Here is an 18,804-nt window from a genome sequence, read left to right as displayed (position 1 = left end):
TATGCGCACTGACCGGAACCACCGCCTGACGTTCAGCACATTTTGGACAATTCTAGATCACTGGGATATGCGCACTGACCGGAACGAGCCGGGCGTGCGCAGGAAGCGCGCCTCGATTCTAGATCACTGGGATATGCGCACTGACCGGAACCTTGACGCCCTTCGCCTGATGGTCGACGCCATTCTAGATCACTGGGATATGCGCACTGACCGGAACCAACTCTCGCGTTCCCGCTCTGAACTCTATATTCTAGATCACTGGGATATGCGCACTGACCGGAACCGTGGTGCGGGCTTGGTGAGTGATGCTGCAATTCTAGATCACTGGGATATGCGCACTGACCGGAACTACCGAGTACGCCGTTGGACTCATCAAGACATTCTAGATCACTGGGATATGCGCACTGACCGGAACCGCCTGGACATTGCCCTCACGACCTGGGACATTCTAGATCACTGGGATATGCGCACTGACCGGAACAGTCAGCTCTTGAATACCGCGTGTAGAGTCATTCTAGATCACTGGGATATGCGCACTGACCGGAACCTGCTAGCCAAGGTTATGGAGCAACGGATGATTCTAGATCACTGGGATATGCGCACTGACCGGAACTTGCTGCGCATGACCTGGATAACATGCGCTATTCTAGATCACTGGGATATGCGCACTGACCGGAACACGAAGGCATCAACGCGCTCAAGATCATCAATTCTAGATCACTGGGATATGCGCACTGACCGGAACCTGAAGGCAGGCGACAACCGAGTGAAGGGTGATTCTAGATCACTGGGATATGCGCACTGACCGGAACTTATCGAGGAAAGACCGCCTATTGCCCGTGATTCTAGATCACTGGGATATGCGCACTGACCGGAACGAGAACGCGATGCATGACGCCGCGCCGGACATTCTAGATCACTGGGATATGCGCACTGACCGGAACCGGTCGGCGTCGGCCATCATGGCAACTGCCATTCTAGATCACTGGGATATGCGCACTGACCGGAACCGGCGACCATGGCGCTTGCGGCCGCTGCGCATTCTAGATCACTGGGATATGCGCACTGACCGGAACTCGAGCTTGAAACGGTTACGTCCCCGCCAGATTCTAGATCACTGGGATATGCGCACTGACCGGAACTCTGCCGAAGGGATCATGTCGAACAACACGATTCTAGATCACTGGGATATGCGCACTGACCGGAACGCACTTCGTCAATGCCGTTGCGCGCGATGTATTCTAGATCACTGGGATATGCGCACTGACCGGAACTGCCAGGCCCGTCTTGAGGACGTACCGCGAATTCTAGATCACTGGGATATGCGCACTGACCGGAACAGAGGTTACGGCGTTGTCAATGCGTCAGGATTCTAGATCACTGGGATATGCGCACTGACCGGAACTTGACGTTCCAGCAGGCGCCGCCAAGAAGCATTCTAGATCACTGGGATATGCGCACTGACCGGAACCCGCGCTTGGCGTTGAACTCCGCACGCCAGATTCTAGATCACTGGGATATGCGCACTGACCGGAACGGCGGAGACAAGAAGCTCATCGGCGACCGCATTCTAGATCACTGGGATATGCGCACTGACCGGAACGCGGCTACACAGCGAGCAGACCGCACACGCATTCTAGATCACTGGGATATGCGCACTGACCGGAACCCTGGCACGCGAGCAGCGCATCGGCCAGGCATTCTAGATCACTGGGATATGCGCACTGACCGGAACCTGGCGCAGCACCTTGGATGCGCAGATGCAATTCTAGATCACTGGGATATGCGCACTGACCGGAACGCGAACGCATACAAGAAGACCCCCTATCTAATTCTAGATCACTGGGATATGCGCACTGACCGGAACGGGGCAGCGTGGCTCATCTTTACCGCCTGAATTCTAGATCACTGGGATATGCGCACTGACCGGAACAAGAAAGACCGAGCCTAGTGGTTCGCGCGATTCTAGATCACTGGGATATGCGCACTGACCGGAACAGATAGCGCTTGGTGAATCCGGCGCGGAAAATTCTAGATCACTGGGATATGCGCACTGACCGGAACATGCAGTGGTGACACCCCGCTAGGGCTTGGATTCTAGATCACTGGGATATGCGCACTGACCGGAACACTTCCACCGCGCTGGTCCTGTCCGAGGAAATTCTAGATCACTGGGATATGCGCACTGACCGGAACCAAGGTTGCGAACTTGCGTTTTTCTGCTCGATTCTAGATCACTGGGATATGCGCACTGACCGGAACTTGGCTGGCTGATGCCTGCCAACTCCTGGAATTCTAGATCACTGGGATATGCGCACTGACCGGAACTGGATGGTCCCGTCCGCCACGGCTCCGCGCATTCTAGATCACTGGGATATGCGCACTGACCGGAACCGGACCATCCGCGTCTTGCAGGCGCTGTCCATTCTAGATCACTGGGATATGCGCACTGACCGGAACTCTGGCTCAACGAAGTCAGCAGCGTGCCGGATTCTAGATCACTGGGATATGCGCACTGACCGGAACTAGAACGCGGCGCGGGCTGCGCTGTCTGCGATTCTAGATCACTGGGATATGCGCACTGACCGGAACTAACGCAGCAGTCAAGCCATGAACCACGGAATTCTAGATCACTGGGATATGCGCACTGACCGGAACGTGTTCCCCGAGCCGGAAATCACGGACCGGATTCTAGATCACTGGGATATGCGCACTGACCGGAACTTGCGCGCCTGAGCGGTGAACGGCGAGAGGATTCTAGATCACTGGGATATGCGCACTGACCGGAACAAGCGCGGGCGATATTCGCAGGTGCCGATGATTCTAGATCACTGGGATATGCGCACTGACCGGAACTGTCCCAGGCATCGGGGTCGGCCCTATTGAATTCTAGATCACTGGGATATGCGCACTGACCGGAACCGTGGCGCAGCGCAATGAGCGCGCTGCTCGATTCTAGATCACTGGGATATGCGCACTGACCGGAACACGCCGCCGCCTGTGGTGGCATCGCCGGGATTCTAGATCACTGGGATATGCGCACTGACCGGAACCCGGCACCAACGTAAGACTTAAGGATATATATTCTAGATCACTGGGATATGCGCACTGACCGGAACCTGGATGTCGGCCTCCAGCAGGGGCGCGAAATTCTAGATCACTGGGATATGCGCACTGACCGGAACCGTGGCGCAGCGCAATGAGCGCGCTGCTCGATTCTAGATCACTGGGATATGCGCACTGACCGGAACTCCACGAACGCAGCGCGCCACTCGCTCCAGATTCTAGATCACTGGGATATGCGCACTGACCGGAACGCATCGACCTGATGGGCGAGCTGGTGACGCAATTCTAGATCACTGGGATATGCGCACTGACCGGAACATGAACCGCGTACTCAACTGGACCGGCCAGATTCTAGATCACTGGGATATGCGCACTGACCGGAACAGCCGGCTGTTCACCGTGCTCGGGCGGCAGATTCTAGATAACTGGGATATGCGCACTGGCTGGAACGCGTGCATCCGGTAGCCGCTACCATTGTGTTTATTTTGCTAAATATATTTTTACAGCAATCTCATTTCAAATATTAATGGCATCCACCAATGCACGAATAGTGATCATTATGAATGGGTATTTTCTCCCGCCATCTCCAACTGCATCACGATCATGTTCACCAGCGTGTTCACCGTCGGCCGCCCGGTCTCGATGACGTAGTGCGCCGCCTGGCGGTACAGCGGGTCGCGGGTGCGGTAGAGGTCGCGCAGGCGGGCCATGGGGTCGTCCACCTGCAGCAGGGGGCGGCTGCGGTCGTGCTTGACGCGCTTGAAGATTTCCTCGGGCGAGGCGCGCAGGTAGAGCACGTGGGGAAAGCCCTGGCGCAGGACGTCGCGGTTGGCCTCGCGCAGTACGGCGCCGCCGCCGGTGGAGAGCACCATGGGGCCGGGCTCGGCCGCCAGCGCTGCCAGCAGGGCGGCCTCGCGGTCGCGGAAGGCGTCTTCTCCGTGCTGCTCGAAGAACTGGCGGATGCTCGTGCCCAGCTGCTGCTCCAGCCGCTGGTCCAGGTCCACGAACGGCAGGCCCAGGCGGCGGGCGAGCTGGCGGCCCACCGTAGATTTGCCGGAGCCCGGCATGCCGACCAGGGCGCAGCGCGTTTGCATTCTTCGGAATCCTGTGGGATGGGGGAGCGCCGAGTGTAGCGGCGCGCGGCCAGCGGCGCGGCTAGCGGCGTGCGCCGACACGGCGCCCGTGCGGCAGTGGTCACAATCGGGCATGCCTTCTTTCTTGACTTCCCTGCAGGAGCGCGCGCAGCGGCTGCTGCGCCCGGTGATGCCGCTGGTCACGCCCTTCGTGCGCGCGGTGCAGATGTGGCTCGACGCGGAGGGCCTGCGCATGAGCGCGGCCATGTCGTTCTACGGCATGCTGAGCCTGGCGCCGCTGCTGCTGCTGCTGGTGGGCGTGCTGGGCTGGTGGATCGACAAGTCGTACCTGGAGAGCAACCTGATCGGCCAGGTGCAGAGCGTGATGGGCGAGCGCGGTGCCGAGGTGGTGCGGCTGGCGCTGGCGAGCGCGCAGGCGCCCGGCGAGGGGCGGCTGGCTTCCATCGCCGGCTTCGTCCTGCTGATGTCGGGTGCCACGGGGGTGTTCGTGGAGCTGCAGTCGGCCCTGGAGCGCCTGTGGACGGGCGGCAAACCCGTGCACGAGGACAAGGCCTGGTGGCGCATGGCCACGCTGCGGCTGCGCGGGCTGGCCTACGTGCTGGTGATCGGCTTCCTGCTGCTGACGTCGCTGGTGCTGTCCACCGTCATCAACATGGTGGCGAAATGGGCCGGCGAGATGCTGCCGTTCGGCTCGGGCCTGCTGCTGGGCGCGGTGAACGAGACGGTGTCGTTCGGGGTGACGGTGCTGCTGTTCGTGGGGCTCATGCGCATCGGCGGCGGGCCCCGGCCGCCCACGCGCTGCCTGGTGTTCGGCGCGGTGGTGGGCGCGGTGCTGTTCACCGTGGGCAAGCAGGCACTGGCGCTGTACCTGTCCACGGCGGCGGTCGTGTCGGCCTATGGTGCGGCGGGCTCGCTGGTGGTGCTGCTGATGTGGATCTACTTCTCGTCGGCGGTGCTGCTGTTCGCGGCGAGCTGCGCACGGGCGCTGCACGAATCGCGCACGGCCAAGGCTGCACCACAGGCCTGAACGTCTCATTACGTTCTTTACGGGCGGCGCGGCATTGTGCCGGCCATGGCGGGATAGGCTGCAGGCTTGCTATCGCACGACCAGAACCGACCCATGCATACCACCGCTTCCTCTCCCGCCGCGGGTTCCTCTGCCTCTCTCAAATACCTCTGGATTGCCGTGGGCGCGCTCGGTGCCTGCGTGCTGGCCCTGGGGGGCACGCTGCTGGCGCAGAAGCTTCCGGGCGATGCGCCGCAGGCTGCGCCCGCAGCACCCCAGGTGATCGAGGAAAAAGCGCCCCCAGCGCTTGCCAGGCAAGCGCCGCCAGCTCCTGATTCAAGAGCAAACCGCGTGCTGCCGGTGGCGCAGGCCCCGGCGCCGGTCTGCGCGAGCTGCGGGCGCGTCGAGTCGGTGCAGCCGGTCGCGCAGGCCGCACCCGCCACGGGCGTGGGCGCGGTGGCCGGCGGGGTGCTGGGCGGCGTGCTCGGCAACCAGATCGGCAAGGGCTCGGGCCGCACGGCCGCGACGGTGCTGGGCGCGGTGGGCGGTGGCTACGTGGGCCACCAGGTGGAGCAGCGTACGCGCACGACGACCGTCTACCAGATGCGCGTGCGCATGGACGACGGCTCGCTGCGCACCTTCACCCGCGCACAGCCCGTGGCCGAGGGCACGCCGGTGCGCGTGGAGGGCAAGGGTTTCCGCGTGGACGACCGCGCGGCGGCCGGCGCGCAGCCGGTGTACGCCTCCGACCGGAATTATTGACGCTTTCTGGCTTCAGGCCAATACCAGCAAGCGTGGGCAGCTATCTATTTGATAGCTGCTTTTTTACTTCTCTACAAAAGCCCGCTCGACGACGAAGTCGCCCGGCGTGCTCGTGTTGCCTTCCTCGAAGTCGCGCTTTTCCAGCATCACCTTGAGGTCGGCCAGCATCGCAGGGCTGCCGCAGAGCATCACGCGGTCGGTGAGCGGGTCCAGCGGCGGCAGGCCGATGTTGGCGGGGAAGGTGCCGCTGGCGATCAGGTCGGTGATGCGGCCCTGGTTGCGGAAGGGCTCGCGCGTCACCGTGGGGTAGTAGATGAGCTTGTCCCGCACGATCTCGCCGAGCAGCTCGTGGTTGGGCAGGTCCTTCTCGAACAGCTCCTGGTAGGCCAGCTCGTTCACCTGCCGCACGCCGTGCACGACGATCACCTTCTCGAAGCGCTCGTAGGTGTCGGGGTCGCGCACGATCGACAGCCAGGGCGCCAGGCCCGTCCCGGTGCCGATCAGGTACAGGTTCTTGCCGGGCAGCAGGTAGTCGATGAGCAGCGTGCCCGTGGGCTTCTTGCCGACGACGATGGTGTCGCCCACCTGGATGTTCTGCAGGCGCGACGTCAGCGGGCCGTCGGGCACCTTGATCGAGAGGAACTCCAGGTGCTCTTCCCAGTTCGGGCTGGCGATGGAATAGGCGCGCAGCAGCGGCTTGCCGTCCACCTTCAGGCCGATCATGGTGAAGTGGCCGTTGGAGAAACGCAGCGCGGGGTCGCGCGTGGTGGTGAAGGAGAACAGGCGGTCGGTCCAGTGGTGTACCGAGAGAACCCGTTCTTCGAGGAATGCGCTCATGGATGGACTGGAAGAAAGAGTGAAAAGGAGAGGGCTTGTGCCGATTCGGCTAGTTTCACCGTTTTGTTATTCGTGTTGGGCATAAGCCGAAAAGTGCGGCCTGCCCGCCCGGCATGCGGGCAAACCCGCGCATTGTGGGGCAAACTCGCCGCGGGGGTACATTTCTGTGCCTTGCAATTGACCCGTGGCAAAGGATCCGACCATGCACAAGCACCTCGCCGTCTGTCTCGCAACGCTGGCCTGCGGCCTGGGCGCGGCCCATGCGCAGGGGGCGTACAAGATCGGCGAAATCAACAGCTACAAGGCCCAGCCGGCCTTTCTGGAGCCCTACAAGAAGGGCATGGAGCTGGCCGTGGAACAGGTCAACGCCGCCGGCGGCGTGGGCGGCAAGAAGCTGCAGCTCGTCACCCGCGACGACAACGGCAACCCCGCCGACGCGGTGCGCGCGGCCGAGGAGCTGATCGCGCGCGAGAAAATCGACGTGCTCACCGGCAGCTTCCTCTCGCACGTGGGCCTGGCGCTGACCGACTTCGCGCAGCAGAAGAAGCGCTTCTTCCTCGCCGCCGAACCGCTCACCGACAAGATCGTCTGGGAGCACGGCAACCGCTACACCTTCCGCCTGCGCCCCTCCACCTACATGCAGGTGGCGATGCTGGTGCCCGAGGCCGTGGCGATGAAGAAGAAGCGCTGGGCCATCGTCTACCCCAACTACGAATACGGCCAGTCGGCCGTCGCCACGTTCAAGCAACTGCTCAAGGCCGCGCAGCCGGGCGTCGAGTTCGTCGCCGAGCAGGCCACGCCCCTGGGCAAGGTGGATGCGGGTAGCGTGGTGCAGGCGCTGGCGGATGCCAAGCCCGACGCGATCTTCAACGTGCTGTTCGCCGCCGATCTCGCCAAGTTCGTGCGCGAAGGCAACACGCGCGGGCTGTTCCAGGGCAAGGGCGTGGTGAGCCTGCTCTCGGGCGAGCCCGAGTACCTGGACACGCTCAAGACCGAGACGCCCTCGGGCTGGGTGGTCACCGGCTACCCCTGGTACGCGATCGAGACGCCTGAGCACAAAGCGTTCCTCGACGCCTACCAGAAGCGCTTCAACGACTACCCGCGCGCGGGCTCGGTGGTGGGCTACAACGCCATCCTGTCGATCGCGGCGGGGCTGAAGAAGGCTGGCTCGGCCGACACCGAGAAGCTTATCGCCGCGTTCCGGGGCCTGGAGGTGAAGACGCCCTTCGGCCCCATCACCTACCGCGCGCAGGATCACCAATCCACGATGGGCGCCTACGTGGGCAAGACCGCGCAGGTCAAGGGCAAGGGCGTGATGGTGGGCTTCACCTACCAGGACGGCGGCAAGTTCCAGCCCAGCGATGACGAGGTGAAAAAGCTCCGCCCCGCGGCGCCCTGATGGACTTCTCCGGCCTCCTCGCCCAGCTCCTGAACGGGCTGGCGGGCGCGTCCACGCTGTTCCTCGTGGCGGCGGGGCTGTCGCTGATCTTCGGCGTCACGCGCATCGTCAACTTCGCGCACGGCTCGTTCTACATGCTCGGGCTCTACGTGGCGTATTCCTGCGTGGAGCGGCTCTCCGGCGCGATCGGCTTCTGGCCCGCGCTGCTGCTCGCGCCCCTGGCGGTGGGGTTGCTGGGCGCGGTGGTGGAGGTGCTGCTGCTGCGGCGCCTGTACCGCGCACCCGAGCTGCTGCAGCTGCTCGCCACGTTCGCCCTGGCGCTCGTCATCAAGGATGCGGCGCTCTGGCTTTGGGGGCCTGAAGAACTCTTCGGCCCGCGCGCGCCGGGGCTGGAGGGCGCGGTCGACCTGCTGGGCCGGCGCTTTCCCGCCTACGACCTGTTCCTGATCGCCGTCGGCCCTGTCGTGCTGCTGCTGCTCTGGCTGCTGCTCACGCGCACGCGCTGGGGCACGCTGGTGCGCGCGGCCACGCAGGACCGCGAGATGCTGGGCGCCCTGGGCGTGAACCAGGCGTGGCTGTTCACCGGCGTGTTCGCGCTGGGCGCGCTGCTCGCGGGCCTGGGCGGCGCGCTGCAGCTGCCGCGCGAGCCCGCCAGCCTGGAGCTGGACATGCTCACCATCGGCGCGGCCTTCGTGGTGGTGGTGGTGGGCGGCATGGGCTCGCTGCCCGGCGCGTTCGTCGCCGCGCTGGTCATCGCGGAGCTGAAGGCCGTGTGCATCTGGCTCGGCCTCGTGCAGATCGGCGGCGTGGAGATTTCCTTTTCCAAGCTCACGCTGGTTGTTGAATTCTTGGTGATGGCGGCCGTGCTGGTCTGGCGCCCCTGGGGCCTGATGGGGCGCGCGCAGGCCGCCGCGCGCACCCCCGGCGAGCCGGAACGGCCGCTGCGCCCCGCGGGCCGCGCCGCCATCTGGGCGTGGTGCGCGCTCTTGGGGGCGCTGGCGCTGCTGCCCTTCGCAGCGGGGCAGGAGAGCTACGCCACCGTGCTGCTCACCGACGTGGCCATCGCCGCGCTGTTCGCCGCCAGCCTGCACTTCATCCTGGGGCCGGGCGGCATGCACTCCTTCGGCCACGCGGCGTACTTCGGCCTGGGGGCCTATGGCGCGGCGCTGCTGGTGCGCTGGGCGGATGCACCGTTCGGCGTCGCGCTCCTGCTCGCGCCCTTGCTGGCGGCGGCGGGCGCGCTGCTCTACGGCTGGTTCTGCGTGCGCCTCTCGGGCGTGTACCTCACCATGCTCACGCTCGCGTTCGCGCAGATCACCTGGGCCATCGCGTTCCAGTGGGACGGCCTCACGGGCGGCAGCAACGGCCTCACCGGCGTCTGGCCGCCCGAGGCGCTCGCGCAGGGTGCGGGCTTCTACTGGCTGGCGCTGGCCGTGTGCGCGGCCGGCCTCTACGTGCTGCGGCGCATGCTGTTCGCGCCCTTCGGCTGGTCGCTGCGCGCCGCGCGCGACTCGGGCGCGCGCGCGCAGGCCATCGGCGTCGACGTGCGCGGCACGCAGTGGGCGGCCTTCGTCGTGGCCGGCCTGTTCGCCGGGCTGGCGGGCGCGCTGGCCGCGTTTTCCAAGGGCAGCATCGCGCCCGATGCGCTCTGGGTCACCAAGTCGGTCGATGCGCTGGTCATGGTGCTGCTGGGCGGCATGCAGCAGCTGGCCGGCCCCATCGTGGGCGCCGGCGCGTTCACGTGGCTGCACGACAGCGTGGCGCGCGGCACCGAGTATTGGCGCGCGCTGCTGGGCGGCGTGATGCTGCTGCTGGTGCTGCTGTTTCCACAGGGAATTTCGGGGTTCGCGCAATACTGGCAAGCGCGGGCAGCTCTCAAAAAGGGAGCGCCATGACCTTGCTGCGCGTGGAGGGCCTCTCCAAATCCTTCGGCGGCGTGCAGGCCGTGCAGGGCATCTCGTTCGCGCTGGCCGAAGGCGAGCTGCTCGCCCTCATCGGCCCCAACGGCGCGGGCAAGACCACCACCTTCAACATGGCGGGCGGCCAGCTCGCCCCGGATGGCGGGCGCGTGGTGCTGGATGGCCGCGACATCACCGGCCTGCCGCCGCGCGCCATCTGGCGCCTGGGCGTGGGCCGCACCTTCCAGATCGCGCAGACGCTGATGAGCTTCACCGTGCTGGAGAACGTGCAGATGGCGCTGCTCTCCCACGACGGCCACGCCTGGCGCTGGTGGCGCCGCGCCGCCGCGCACCGCCCGCAGGATGCGCTGGCGCTGCTCGCACAGGTGGGCATGCAGGAACAGGCGCAGCGCCCGTGCAGCGAACTGGCCTACGGCGACGTGAAGCGCGTGGAACTGGCGATCGCCCTCGCGCACGCGCCGCGCCTGCTGCTCATGGACGAGCCCACGGCCGGCATGGCGCCCGCCGAGCGCGTGACCCTCATGCAGCTCGTGCGCCGCATCGCGCGCGAGCGGCGCATGGGCGTGCTGTTCACCGAGCACAGCATGGACGTGGTCTTCGGCCAGGCCGACCGCGTGGCCGTGCTGGTGCGCGGCCAGCTGCTGGCCGAAGGCACGCCCGAGGCCATCCGCCAGGACGCGCGCGTGCAGGCCGCGTACCTGGGAAGCTCTGAAAATGATAGCTGCCAGCGCTTGATAGATAAGCGCAAAGTGCCAAAAACACCATTACTCGCCGTGGAAGGGCTGCATGCCTGGTACGGCGCGGCCCACATCCTGCACGGCGTCTCGCTCACCGTGGGGCGCGGCGAGGTCGTGGCCCTCATGGGCCGCAACGGCGCGGGCAAGTCCACCACGCTGAAAAGCATCGCCGGGCTGCTGGCGCGCACCGAGGGCCGCGTGGACTTCCTGGGCCAGCCCCTGCGCGGCAAGGCCCCGCACCAGATCGCGCGCGCGGGGCTGGGCTACGTGCCGGAAGACCGGCGCATCTTCACCGACCTGACGGTGCTGGAGAACCTGGAGGCCGGCCGCCAGCCGCCGCGCGCATGGTCCGGCGGCGAACCGGCGCCGCACTGGACGACCGAGCGCCTGTTCCAACTCTTCCCCAACCTCGGCGAAATGCCCCACCGCCCGGGCGGGCGCATGAGCGGCGGCGAGCAGCAGATGCTCACCGTCGCGCGCACGCTCATGGGCCAGCCCTTCATGGTGCTGCTCGACGAGCCCAGCGAAGGCGTAGCCCCCGTCATCGTGGAGCAGATGGCCCATGCCATCCGCGCGTTGAAAGAACAGGGCGTGGGCATCCTGCTCAGCGAGCAGAACCTGCACCTCGCCGAAGCCGTGGCCGACCGCGTCTGCGTGCTGGAAAAGGGCCGCATCGTGCACGCTGCGCCCATGGTCGATTTTGCGGGCGACGCCCAGGCGCGGCAGGCGTACCTGGGGGTATAGGGCCGCCTAGAAGCTCTCCCAATCGTCGTCCGTTCCGCGCGCCGCGGCAGGCGCCTTGACTGGAGCCAGCGCCTTGGGCGCCGCGGGCCGCGCGACCGGGGCCGGTGCGGGCGCAGCGCGTGCGGCGATGGGTGCCGGGGCCGGCCGGGGTGCGGGCGCTGCGGCGCGCGCGCTCTGGCCGCCCTCGATGCGGAACACGCTCACCGCCGAGGCCAGGTCGCCCGCCTGGGCCTTGAGCGCGCCGGTGGCCGCCGTGGCTTCTTCCACCAGCGCGGCGTTCTGCTGGGTCACCTGGTCCATCATCGTGATCGCCTGGTGCACCTGGTCGATGCCCGCGCTCTGCTCCTGGCTGGCGGCGGTGATCTCGGCCACCAGGTCGCTCACGCGCTGCACGCTCTGCACGATGGCGTCCATGGTGCGGCCGGCCTCGGCCACCTGATGCGAGCCTTCGTCCACCTTGGTGACCGAGTCGCCGATCAGGCCCTTGATGTCCTTGGCGGCGGCCGCGCTGCGCTGCGCCAGGGCGCGCACCTCGCTGGCCACCACGGCGAAGCCCCGGCCCTGCTCGCCCGCGCGCGCCGCCTCCACCGCCGCATTGAGCGCCAGGATGTTGGTCTGGAACGCGATGCCGTCGATCACGCCGATGATGTCTGCGATCTTGCGGCTGGATGCGTTGATCGCGTCCATGGTCTGCACCACGCCCGCCACCACCTGCCCGCCCTGGGCGGCAGTTTGCGAGGCGGACGACGCGAGCTGGTTGGCCTGGCGCGCGTTCTCCGCGTTCTGGCGCACGGTGCTGGTCAGCTCCTCCATCGACGCGGCGGTCTGCTGCAGCGAGCTGGCCTGCTCCTCGGTGCGCGAGGACAGGTCCTGGTTGCCCGCGTCGATCTGGCTGGATGCGGTGGCGATGCTGTCCGCCCCCTGGCGCACGCGCGCCACCACCTGCGAGAGGCTGGCATTCATGTCGTCCAGCGCCTGCAGCAGCTGGCCCGTCTCGTCGCTGGCGCGCGGCGCGGGGCGGCTGGTCAGGTCGCTGGAGGCCACGGCGCGCGCCACCTGCACGGCCTGCGCCAGCGGCCGGGTGATGCCGCGCGTGAGCCACCAGGCGCACGCCGCGCCCAGCGCCACGCCGAGCGCGCCCAGCGCGATCAGCCACGCCCGGCTCTGCGCGTAGGTGGCGCCGATCTGCTGCGCCGTGGCGTCGATGCTGGCGCGCTGCATGTCCAGCAGGCGCTGGATCAGCGCCGAATACTGCTCGGTGGCCGGCAGGTAGGCCTGCGTGAGCAGGCGTTCGGCCTCCTCGGAGCGGCCTTCGGTCTTGGCCTTGACGGCCTGGTCGCGCGACGACAGGTAGCCGGTGCGCGCCTTCTGGATCTCGGCCCACAGAGCCTTCTCTTCGTCGCGCTGCAGCAGCCCTTCGATGCGCTTTTGCAGCTCGGCCGATTCGCGCGTGCTGGTGGCCGTCTCGGCGGCGAAGAACTCACCCAGCGACGGGTCGGTGCTCTTGACGATGGCGGTGGTGCGGCGCGCGGCGCTGTACACGTAGCGGTACCAGTCGCTGATCATGCGCTCCACGGCCAGGGGCTGGTGCGTCATGTCGCTCGTGGCCTGCGCGACGGCGCTCAGCCGCCAGACGCCGAACGCGGTCATCAGCGCCATCAGCAGCAGGACCAGGGCGAAGCCGCCTCCCAGGCGAGTGCCGATATTGAGGTTCTTCATGGTTGCAGGGAGAAAGGAAAAGGGCGCGATGGTCCGCGCAGCGCCGCAACCAGCGTGCGCGCAGTGGCATCGGAATGCTTTTGTTTTGATAGCTGCCTGCGCTTGATGGGTAAGCGTTGGAGGCCAAAAACCCTCTAAACCCTGCGGCGCGGCGCCTCCAGCCCCAGCAGGGCCGCGAGCAGCAGCGCGCCCCACGGGCCCAGCGTGGGCACGGCGGTGGCGGGCGCGGGCGGGCTGGGGGGCGGCATGGCGCTGGCATCGCACGCTCCGGTGAAGGGCTGCGGCGCGCTCCAGCGGCTGGCGGCCATCTCGATGCCTCCGGCGAGGGTGCCGGAGCCGTCGTTAAAGCTGCCGCCGCCCCCGCCCATCATGAGTCCGAAGACCAGCGGCCCGCCATCGGCGTTCCAGCCGATCGAATCGCCAGGGGCCACAGGCAGGCCACTCACGCCGTAGTCCGCCACGGCCAGCGGGCCGTTGGTGTTGACGTCGGAAAACACCCCCGTCAGCGCCCCCGCCGCATGGGTCGTCGTGGTGCCCGTCCCCCGGGCCACGCCGCCGCCCATATCCAGCGCCACGGCCACGCTGTTCCAGCGCCAGAAACCGCAGGTCAACTGGCCGATGGTCCAGGACTGGCTGGCGGCGGTCGTGCCGCCGTTGTCGAACACCAGAGTCAGGGTGAAGACCGCGCCATCGGGTACCTCCGCAGGGATGCCTGAATTGGCGACGGTGCCCGTATAGGTGGTGGCATAGGGCGCCGCCATGGCGCCCGCGCCCCCCAGCAGCGCCGCCGTGGCGGCCAGGGCGTGCAGGAGTCGGCGAATGTGCATGAGGCCCCTTTGTGGTGGATCACAATTTTGATAGCTGCCTGCGCTTGGCTGGCAAGCGCTGGAGGCCAAAAACACTCTAAATTCTTCTACGCTGCAGCGCCGCCAGCCCTAGCAGGGCCGAGAGGGCCGACAGCAGCAGTACGCCCCATTGCGTGAGCGTGGGGATGGCCGCCGCGCCGGCAGCCGCCGCCACCACCACCGGCCCACCCGCATCCACGATCTGGCTGTTCGCGGCGTCCAGGTCGTCGTCGCCCGCGCCGCCGTTGGTGATGGAGAACGTGACGGTGCTGCCGTTCACCGTGGCAGGGTGCGGGTACCAGCCCGGGGGCTGGCCGCTGCGCGGGCCGTGCTTGTAGTACTGCGCGCCGGCGGGCAGGCTGGGGTACGTGATGCTGATGGTGGCCGTGGCGCCCGCCGCGCAGCCGTCGAGCACGAAGTCGAACAAATCGCCCGCCAGCGCCACGCCCGTGGGCAGCGGGTCGGCGATCCCGTTGGCCGTGAACTGCGCGGTGCTGAAGTAGCAGGTGTTGCCGCCGTCGTCGCTCACCGCCACCTGTGCCGTGCCGCCGCCCGTCAGGGGCAGGCCGGACGTATCGAGCGGCACCACGAAAACCACGCTGGCCACGGTGGCCTGCGCATTGCCCGCCACGTCGCGCGCGATGAAGTGCAGGCGGTAGGCGGTGCCGGGCACCAGTCCCGTGAGGGAGAGGGTGGCCGCCGCCGTGCCGGTCAGGGAGACGGGCGCTCCATTCGCCAGCAAGTCTGCCGCCAGGGGCGCCGGGTCGGCGGCGGGCAGCACCTGCCAGTAGCCGGTGGCGGGCTCGTTCACCGCCACGCTGGCCGTGGCGGTGGTGCCGCCCGCCGCGGGCGGCGTGACCGTGGGGCTGGCGGTGAAGGCCGGGGGCGTGGTGTCGGCGGGGCCGAAGACCACGCGCAGCATCGCCGCGCGGGCGAACACGGGGTTCAGCGCCTCCACCAGGCTCCAGTCCGGCGCGCCGGGCGTGAACCGCGCCCAGTTGCGCCCAGCCTGGTATAGCGTGGCCGACAGCCCCAGGTCCAGGGTTCTATTCAGCCCGGGGGCGGACGCGGGCTCCACCAGGCCGAAGTAATAGTCCCCTGCGGGCAGCAGCAGCGGTGCGGCCAGCGGCAGATCGACGAAGCCCGCCGCCGGCGGCGTGGGCACGGTGAAGGGCAGCGTCTGCGCCAGCAGCGCGCCGGGCTGGCCCGCGCTCATGGCGCGGATCTCGCCGGTGATCGCCGCGCCCGCCAGTTCGGCGTTGGTGGCGCGGGCGTAGTAGCGCACGGCATGCGCCCAGGCGGGCTGCGCCAGGGTGTAGTGCGTGCCGACCTGGCCGCCATCGCCGCCGATGCCCAGGGCCAGCACGGCGGCGCCGTCGTCGCGCCCCAGCTCCCAGTCCGTCACCTCCAGGCTGGCGGAGGCCATGGCGTTGTTGCTGGCGTCGTCGTCGGCTTCGGCCGTGGCCACGGTGTATTGCACGGTGACGGCGCCGGGCGTGACCACGGTGTAGGCGGGCATGGTCACGTCCGCCGTGGCGCCGGGGGCCAGGCTGGGGATGGCGGCGGCCTGCACGCTGTGCACCGGGCTGCCGTCCAGCAGCACTTGCGCCGTGACCACCGCGTTGGTGAGGGCGCTGGCGCCGCCGTTGCGCACGGTGGCGCCCAGTTGCAGCGCCGGGGCCTGGCCCACGGGCACGCGCAGCAGCTCGGCATGGGGGCGCAGCGCGGCGGTGATGGCGGCGTCGTGCACCAGCACGCTGACCACCTGCACCTCGTCCAGCATCAGCAGGAACTTGTCCACGGATGTGTTGCGGAACGCGAGGTGCACCGTCTGCCCGGCCAGGGCGGACAGATCGATCTCGCGCATGGTCCACGTGGCGTTCTCCGCCGCCACCGTGAGCAGCGCGGGGTTGGCGGACAGGGCCGGGACGCTGTTGGCGGTGCCCCAGCGCACCTCGTAGCCATCGGCGTAGGCGGCATCGGACACCTGCGCCCGAAAGCGCAGCCGGGGGTTCACGGCGGGGATGGCGATGGCGGGCGTCACCAGCCAGTCGTCCGCCGCGCCCGCGGGGTCGTAGTACGAGGTGGAGTAGGCGACGCAGTTGCCCTCGGCCGCCGCCCACACGCTGCTGACCACCCAGGCATCGTTGACCCAGGCGGTCTGCGCGGCGGGCGGGCGGGCGTCCACGTCGTGGCGCGTCCAGCCAGCGGGAAAGTCAGGGTTGCAGGACTGGGCGTCGGGCGTGCCCCAGTCCTGCGTGCCGAAGTCCTCGGAGAACACCACGGTGTCGGCCCGCGCCGGGACCGCCAAAGCTGCCAGCAATGCGAAGGCGGCCAGGGCGCGCAGGGGAGAAAGGGGTGGGCAGGGCATGGGGGGCGTTCTCCGCTTCACTCAATTTTTGATAGCTGCTTGCGCAGACTGGAAAAGCGCTGGAGGCCGAAAACACCCAAAACCAGTGTGAGCAGCAGCGCGCCCCACTGCGACAGAGTGGGAATGGCCGCCGCGTTGCCTGGGGCCAGCGCCATCAGCCCTGCGCCGGAGGGGTCCTGGATGCGGCCGTCGCCCGCAGGGCCATCGTCGCCCGGCCCGCCGTCGGTGAGGGTGAAGACGGCCGTGCCTGCGGCGAGGTCGATGGCGGCGGGGTATTCGCTCCAGGCGCCGCCGCGTTGCTTCCAGTATTTAGTGCCCGCAGCCAGCGGCGCGGGGTAGGCCACGGTCATGGTCACGGGGCCGGTGCAGCCCGCCAGTTCGAAGTCCAGCACGCCCTGCGCGAAGGCGGGCACGCTGCCGGGCACGGCGGCGGGCGCGGCCAGCAGGGCGGCGGTGTCGAAGGTGCACAGGGCGCCGCCGCCGATGACGCTGGCCGTCACCCCGCCGCTGGTGAAGCTGCGCCGCAGCGTGGTGGCGCTGGCGGTGGCCGCCGGGGGGCTGCTGTCGCCCGCCGCGTTGGTGGCGACCAGGCTGTAGCCGTAGGCCGTGCCCGCCGCCAGGCCGGTGTGGCTGCAACTGGTGCTGGCGGTGGCGCACACGGTGGCGCTGGTGGCGGTGTTGACCACCCGATAGCCGGTGGCGCCGCTGGCGGCTGTCCAGGCCAGGGTAATTTCCGTTTCGCCTGCCGGGGAAGCGGTGAAGCTGGCGGGTGCATCGGGCAGGGCCAGGGTGCTGCCTGAGAGCCCGATGGGTGTGCCGCTGCCCACTTCGTTGAGCGCGGTCAGCGTGAAGTTGTAGGTCTGGCCGTTGTCCAGCCCCGTCACCACGCAGGCGGCAGCCGAGGTGTGGCAGACCTCCTGGCCGCCCGGCACCGTCGCCACCACGTAGGCCGCCGCGTATGCAACGGGCGGCCAATCCAGGGTGATTTGGCGCACTTGGTTGCTGGTCGTGTTGATGCTGGCAGGGAAGCCGGGCAGGCTGGCCTGCCGCTCCACCGCGCCGAGGGCGCAGGCGCCCGTGGGGCGCGCCACGCCGCGCTGGTCGGTCTCGCCCGCGCTGCAAGTGGCGGCGCCCAAGGCTGGGCTGCCCGCACCGGGCAGCATCGTCCAGGTGGGGCCGCCGTTATCTTGCAGCGTGCCGAGCAGGGGGTCGCCGGGCAGCGGGTTGCCGGTGCAGGTGCCGTAGGGCAGGTACACGCCGCTGCACCCGCCCTGCACCAGATTGCCGCCGAAGGCTTGGGCGCCGCTGCCGTCGTCAAAGACCTGCTTGCCCGGGCCGCTGGCCGTGTTGCCCCAGAAGACCGATGCGGTGATGGCGGCCTGGGCGCCACCCTCGCTGCTGATGGCGCCGCCCTGGTTGGCGGCGGTGTTGCCGTAAAAAGTGGAGAACGCAATGCCGAGCTGGACTGCACCGTCGTTGAGGACGGCGCCGCCACGATATCCAGCCCGGTTGCTGCTGAAGGTGGACTGTTCGATGGCAGGGCTTGCGCTGCCCGTGCCGGAAACACGGTTGTAGATGGCGCCCCCGGAGCCGCCTGCCACGTTGCCGGTGAAGGTGGCGTGCGTGATGAGCGGGCTGGCGTCGCCGCTGTTGCCCGAGTTGTAGATGGCGCCGCCGGAACTGGCGTAGTTGCCGCTGAAGGTGACGTTGCGCAGGGTCGGGCTGCATTGGCCGCCCTGCGTATTGCAGTGCAACCCGCCGCCCCGGCTGTCGTCGACGCTGCCAGTGGCCCGCCCGCCGGTGATGGTCAGGCCGTCGATGACCGTATTGCTGCGCGTGGCGGAGAAGGTTTGAAGCCATCGGACGGTCACCACGTGGTAGCTGTTGCCGCCGCCGGTCTGGTGGTCAGCGTCCAGCACGATGCCGTTGGCATCGGTGGTGTCGTTGTTGTCGATGTCGCCCGACAGCACCGTCAGGCGGCTGCTGGTGCCGCGCTGGCCGCGCGCCGTCTCGCCGCCCGCGAAGCCGCCGTAGAGCTGCACGGGCCGGTTGATGGCGAAGGCGTCGGTGCGCTGGGTGCCGGGCTTGTACAGGCCCTGCTTCAGCCAGATTTCGTCGCAGCCGCTGTTGCCCAAGGCGGCTTGCAGCGTCATCGCGTCGGCCCAGGTGGTGCCGTTGGCGCTGCCGCTGACCGTGGGCGCGGCGCGGCAGATGGCAGCGTGCGATGCGCCGGCCGCGCCCGCCAGCAACAGGGGCAGCGCCACGCGGCGCAGCAGGTTTTTCAAGGACAGGGTCATGGTCGAAA

The 18,804-nt window shown here is 67.8% G+C and carries 11 protein-coding genes and 1 CRISPR repeat array (1 of these 12 running past the window's edge); of the genes, 5 read left to right on the top strand and 6 right to left on the bottom strand.

What is annotated here, in order from left to right; all coding sequences use genetic code 11:
- Positions 1–3,516: direct repeats of the CRISPR family, unit length 36 nt; unit sequence ATTCTAGATCACTGGGATATGCGCACTGACCGGAAC (it extends 2,985 nt beyond the left edge of the window).
- A 107-nt stretch (positions 3,517–3,623) separates the two neighbouring features.
- On the bottom strand, positions 3,624–4,160 hold the full coding sequence (locus AVS7_RS01540; protein WP_020226748.1) for a shikimate kinase: 537 nt from the start codon (positions 4,158–4,160) through the stop codon (positions 3,624–3,626).
- A gap of 112 nt (positions 4,161–4,272) precedes the next feature.
- Here AVS7_RS01540 and AVS7_RS01535 point away from each other — a divergent pair, with 112 nt between their 5' ends.
- Positions 4,273–5,187, top strand: a complete 915-nt coding sequence (locus AVS7_RS01535) for a YihY/virulence factor BrkB family protein (RefSeq protein ID WP_082176306.1) — start codon at positions 4,273–4,275, stop codon at positions 5,185–5,187.
- A gap of 93 nt (positions 5,188–5,280) precedes the next feature.
- On the top strand, positions 5,281–5,928 hold the full coding sequence (locus AVS7_RS01530) for a glycine zipper 2TM domain-containing protein (RefSeq protein WP_024000760.1): 648 nt from the start codon (positions 5,281–5,283) through the stop codon (positions 5,926–5,928).
- Between the two features lie 63 nt (positions 5,929–5,991).
- On the opposite strand, the gene AVS7_RS01525 is transcribed toward AVS7_RS01530, so the two are convergent.
- A complete protein-coding gene (locus tag AVS7_RS01525; RefSeq protein WP_020226745.1) occupies positions 5,992–6,765 on the bottom strand; it encodes a ferredoxin--NADP reductase in 774 nt (257 codons plus the stop codon).
- A 202-nt stretch (positions 6,766–6,967) separates the two neighbouring features.
- On the opposite strand from AVS7_RS01525, the gene AVS7_RS01520 reads away from it, so the two are divergent.
- From AVS7_RS01520 to AVS7_RS01510, 3 genes are read left to right on the top strand one after another with little or no spacing between them, the layout of a single operon-like run.
- The gene (locus AVS7_RS01520) at positions 6,968–8,164 is read left to right on the top strand and encodes an ABC transporter substrate-binding protein (protein WP_020226744.1); all 1,197 of its coding nucleotides are present in this window, start codon (positions 6,968–6,970) and stop codon (positions 8,162–8,164) included.
- Positions 8,164–10,059, top strand: a complete 1,896-nt coding sequence (locus tag AVS7_RS01515) for an ABC transporter permease (protein ID WP_020226743.1) — start codon at positions 8,164–8,166, stop codon at positions 10,057–10,059. The genes AVS7_RS01520 and AVS7_RS01515 overlap by 1 nt, the downstream gene beginning before the upstream one ends.
- Positions 10,056–11,564, top strand: a complete 1,509-nt coding sequence (locus AVS7_RS01510) for an ATP-binding cassette domain-containing protein (protein WP_020226742.1) — start codon at positions 10,056–10,058, stop codon at positions 11,562–11,564. The genes AVS7_RS01515 and AVS7_RS01510 overlap by 4 nt, the downstream gene beginning before the upstream one ends.
- 6 nt (positions 11,565–11,570) lie before the next feature.
- Here the strand turns inward: AVS7_RS01510 and AVS7_RS01505 are convergent, their stop codons facing one another.
- From AVS7_RS01505 to AVS7_RS25365, 4 genes are all read right to left on the bottom strand, one after another.
- Positions 11,571–13,283 carry a methyl-accepting chemotaxis protein gene (locus tag AVS7_RS01505; protein ID WP_020226741.1) on the bottom strand — a complete coding sequence of 571 codons (1,713 nt, stop codon included), beginning with the start codon at positions 13,281–13,283 and terminating at the stop codon, positions 11,571–11,573.
- A 134-nt stretch (positions 13,284–13,417) separates the two neighbouring features.
- Complete coding sequence (locus tag AVS7_RS01500; protein ID WP_020226740.1) at positions 13,418–14,110, bottom strand: IPTL-CTERM sorting domain-containing protein; 693 nt, start codon at positions 14,108–14,110, stop codon at positions 13,418–13,420.
- A gap of 76 nt (positions 14,111–14,186) precedes the next feature.
- On the bottom strand, positions 14,187–16,499 hold the full coding sequence (locus AVS7_RS01495) for a choice-of-anchor J domain-containing protein (protein WP_020226739.1): 2,313 nt from the start codon (positions 16,497–16,499) through the stop codon (positions 14,187–14,189).
- 17 nt (positions 16,500–16,516) lie between these two features.
- Positions 16,517–18,796 carry a choice-of-anchor U domain-containing protein gene (locus AVS7_RS25365; RefSeq protein ID WP_020226738.1) on the bottom strand — a complete coding sequence of 760 codons (2,280 nt, stop codon included), beginning with the start codon at positions 18,794–18,796 and terminating at the stop codon, positions 16,517–16,519.
- Positions 18,797–18,804 lie beyond the last annotated feature (8 nt).

It is taken from the genome of Acidovorax sp. MR-S7, assembly GCF_000400995.2.
Lineage (GTDB): Bacteria > Pseudomonadota > Gammaproteobacteria > Burkholderiales > Burkholderiaceae_C > MR-S7.
Note: the sequence above shows the minus strand (reverse complement) of the source record. Positions and strands in the feature narration are given on the sequence as shown.

Bases quoted from the DNA above. Each gene is read 5' to 3' on its own strand.
- AVS7_RS01540 (WP_020226748.1), bottom strand. From the start codon at position 4,160: ATGCAAACGCGCTGCGCCCTGGTCGGCATGCCGGGCTCCGGCAAATCT.
- AVS7_RS01535 (WP_082176306.1), top strand. From the start codon at position 4,273: ATGCCTTCTTTCTTGACTTCCCTGCAGGAGCGCGCGCAGCGGCTGCTG.
- AVS7_RS01530 (WP_024000760.1), top strand. From the start codon at position 5,281: ATGCATACCACCGCTTCCTCTCCCGCCGCGGGTTCCTCTGCCTCTCTC.
- AVS7_RS01525 (WP_020226745.1), bottom strand. From the start codon at position 6,765: ATGAGCGCATTCCTCGAAGAACGGGTTCTCTCGGTACACCACTGGACC.
- AVS7_RS01520 (WP_020226744.1), top strand. From the start codon at position 6,968: ATGCACAAGCACCTCGCCGTCTGTCTCGCAACGCTGGCCTGCGGCCTG.
- AVS7_RS01515 (WP_020226743.1), top strand. From the start codon at position 8,164: ATGGACTTCTCCGGCCTCCTCGCCCAGCTCCTGAACGGGCTGGCGGGC.
- AVS7_RS01510 (WP_020226742.1), top strand. From the start codon at position 10,056: ATGACCTTGCTGCGCGTGGAGGGCCTCTCCAAATCCTTCGGCGGCGTG.
- AVS7_RS01505 (WP_020226741.1), bottom strand. From the start codon at position 13,283: ATGAAGAACCTCAATATCGGCACTCGCCTGGGAGGCGGCTTCGCCCTG.
- AVS7_RS01500 (WP_020226740.1), bottom strand. From the start codon at position 14,110: ATGCACATTCGCCGACTCCTGCACGCCCTGGCCGCCACGGCGGCGCTG.
- AVS7_RS01495 (WP_020226739.1), bottom strand. From the start codon at position 16,499: ATGCCCTGCCCACCCCTTTCTCCCCTGCGCGCCCTGGCCGCCTTCGCA.
- AVS7_RS25365 (WP_020226738.1), bottom strand. From the start codon at position 18,796: ATGACCCTGTCCTTGAAAAACCTGCTGCGCCGCGTGGCGCTGCCCCTG.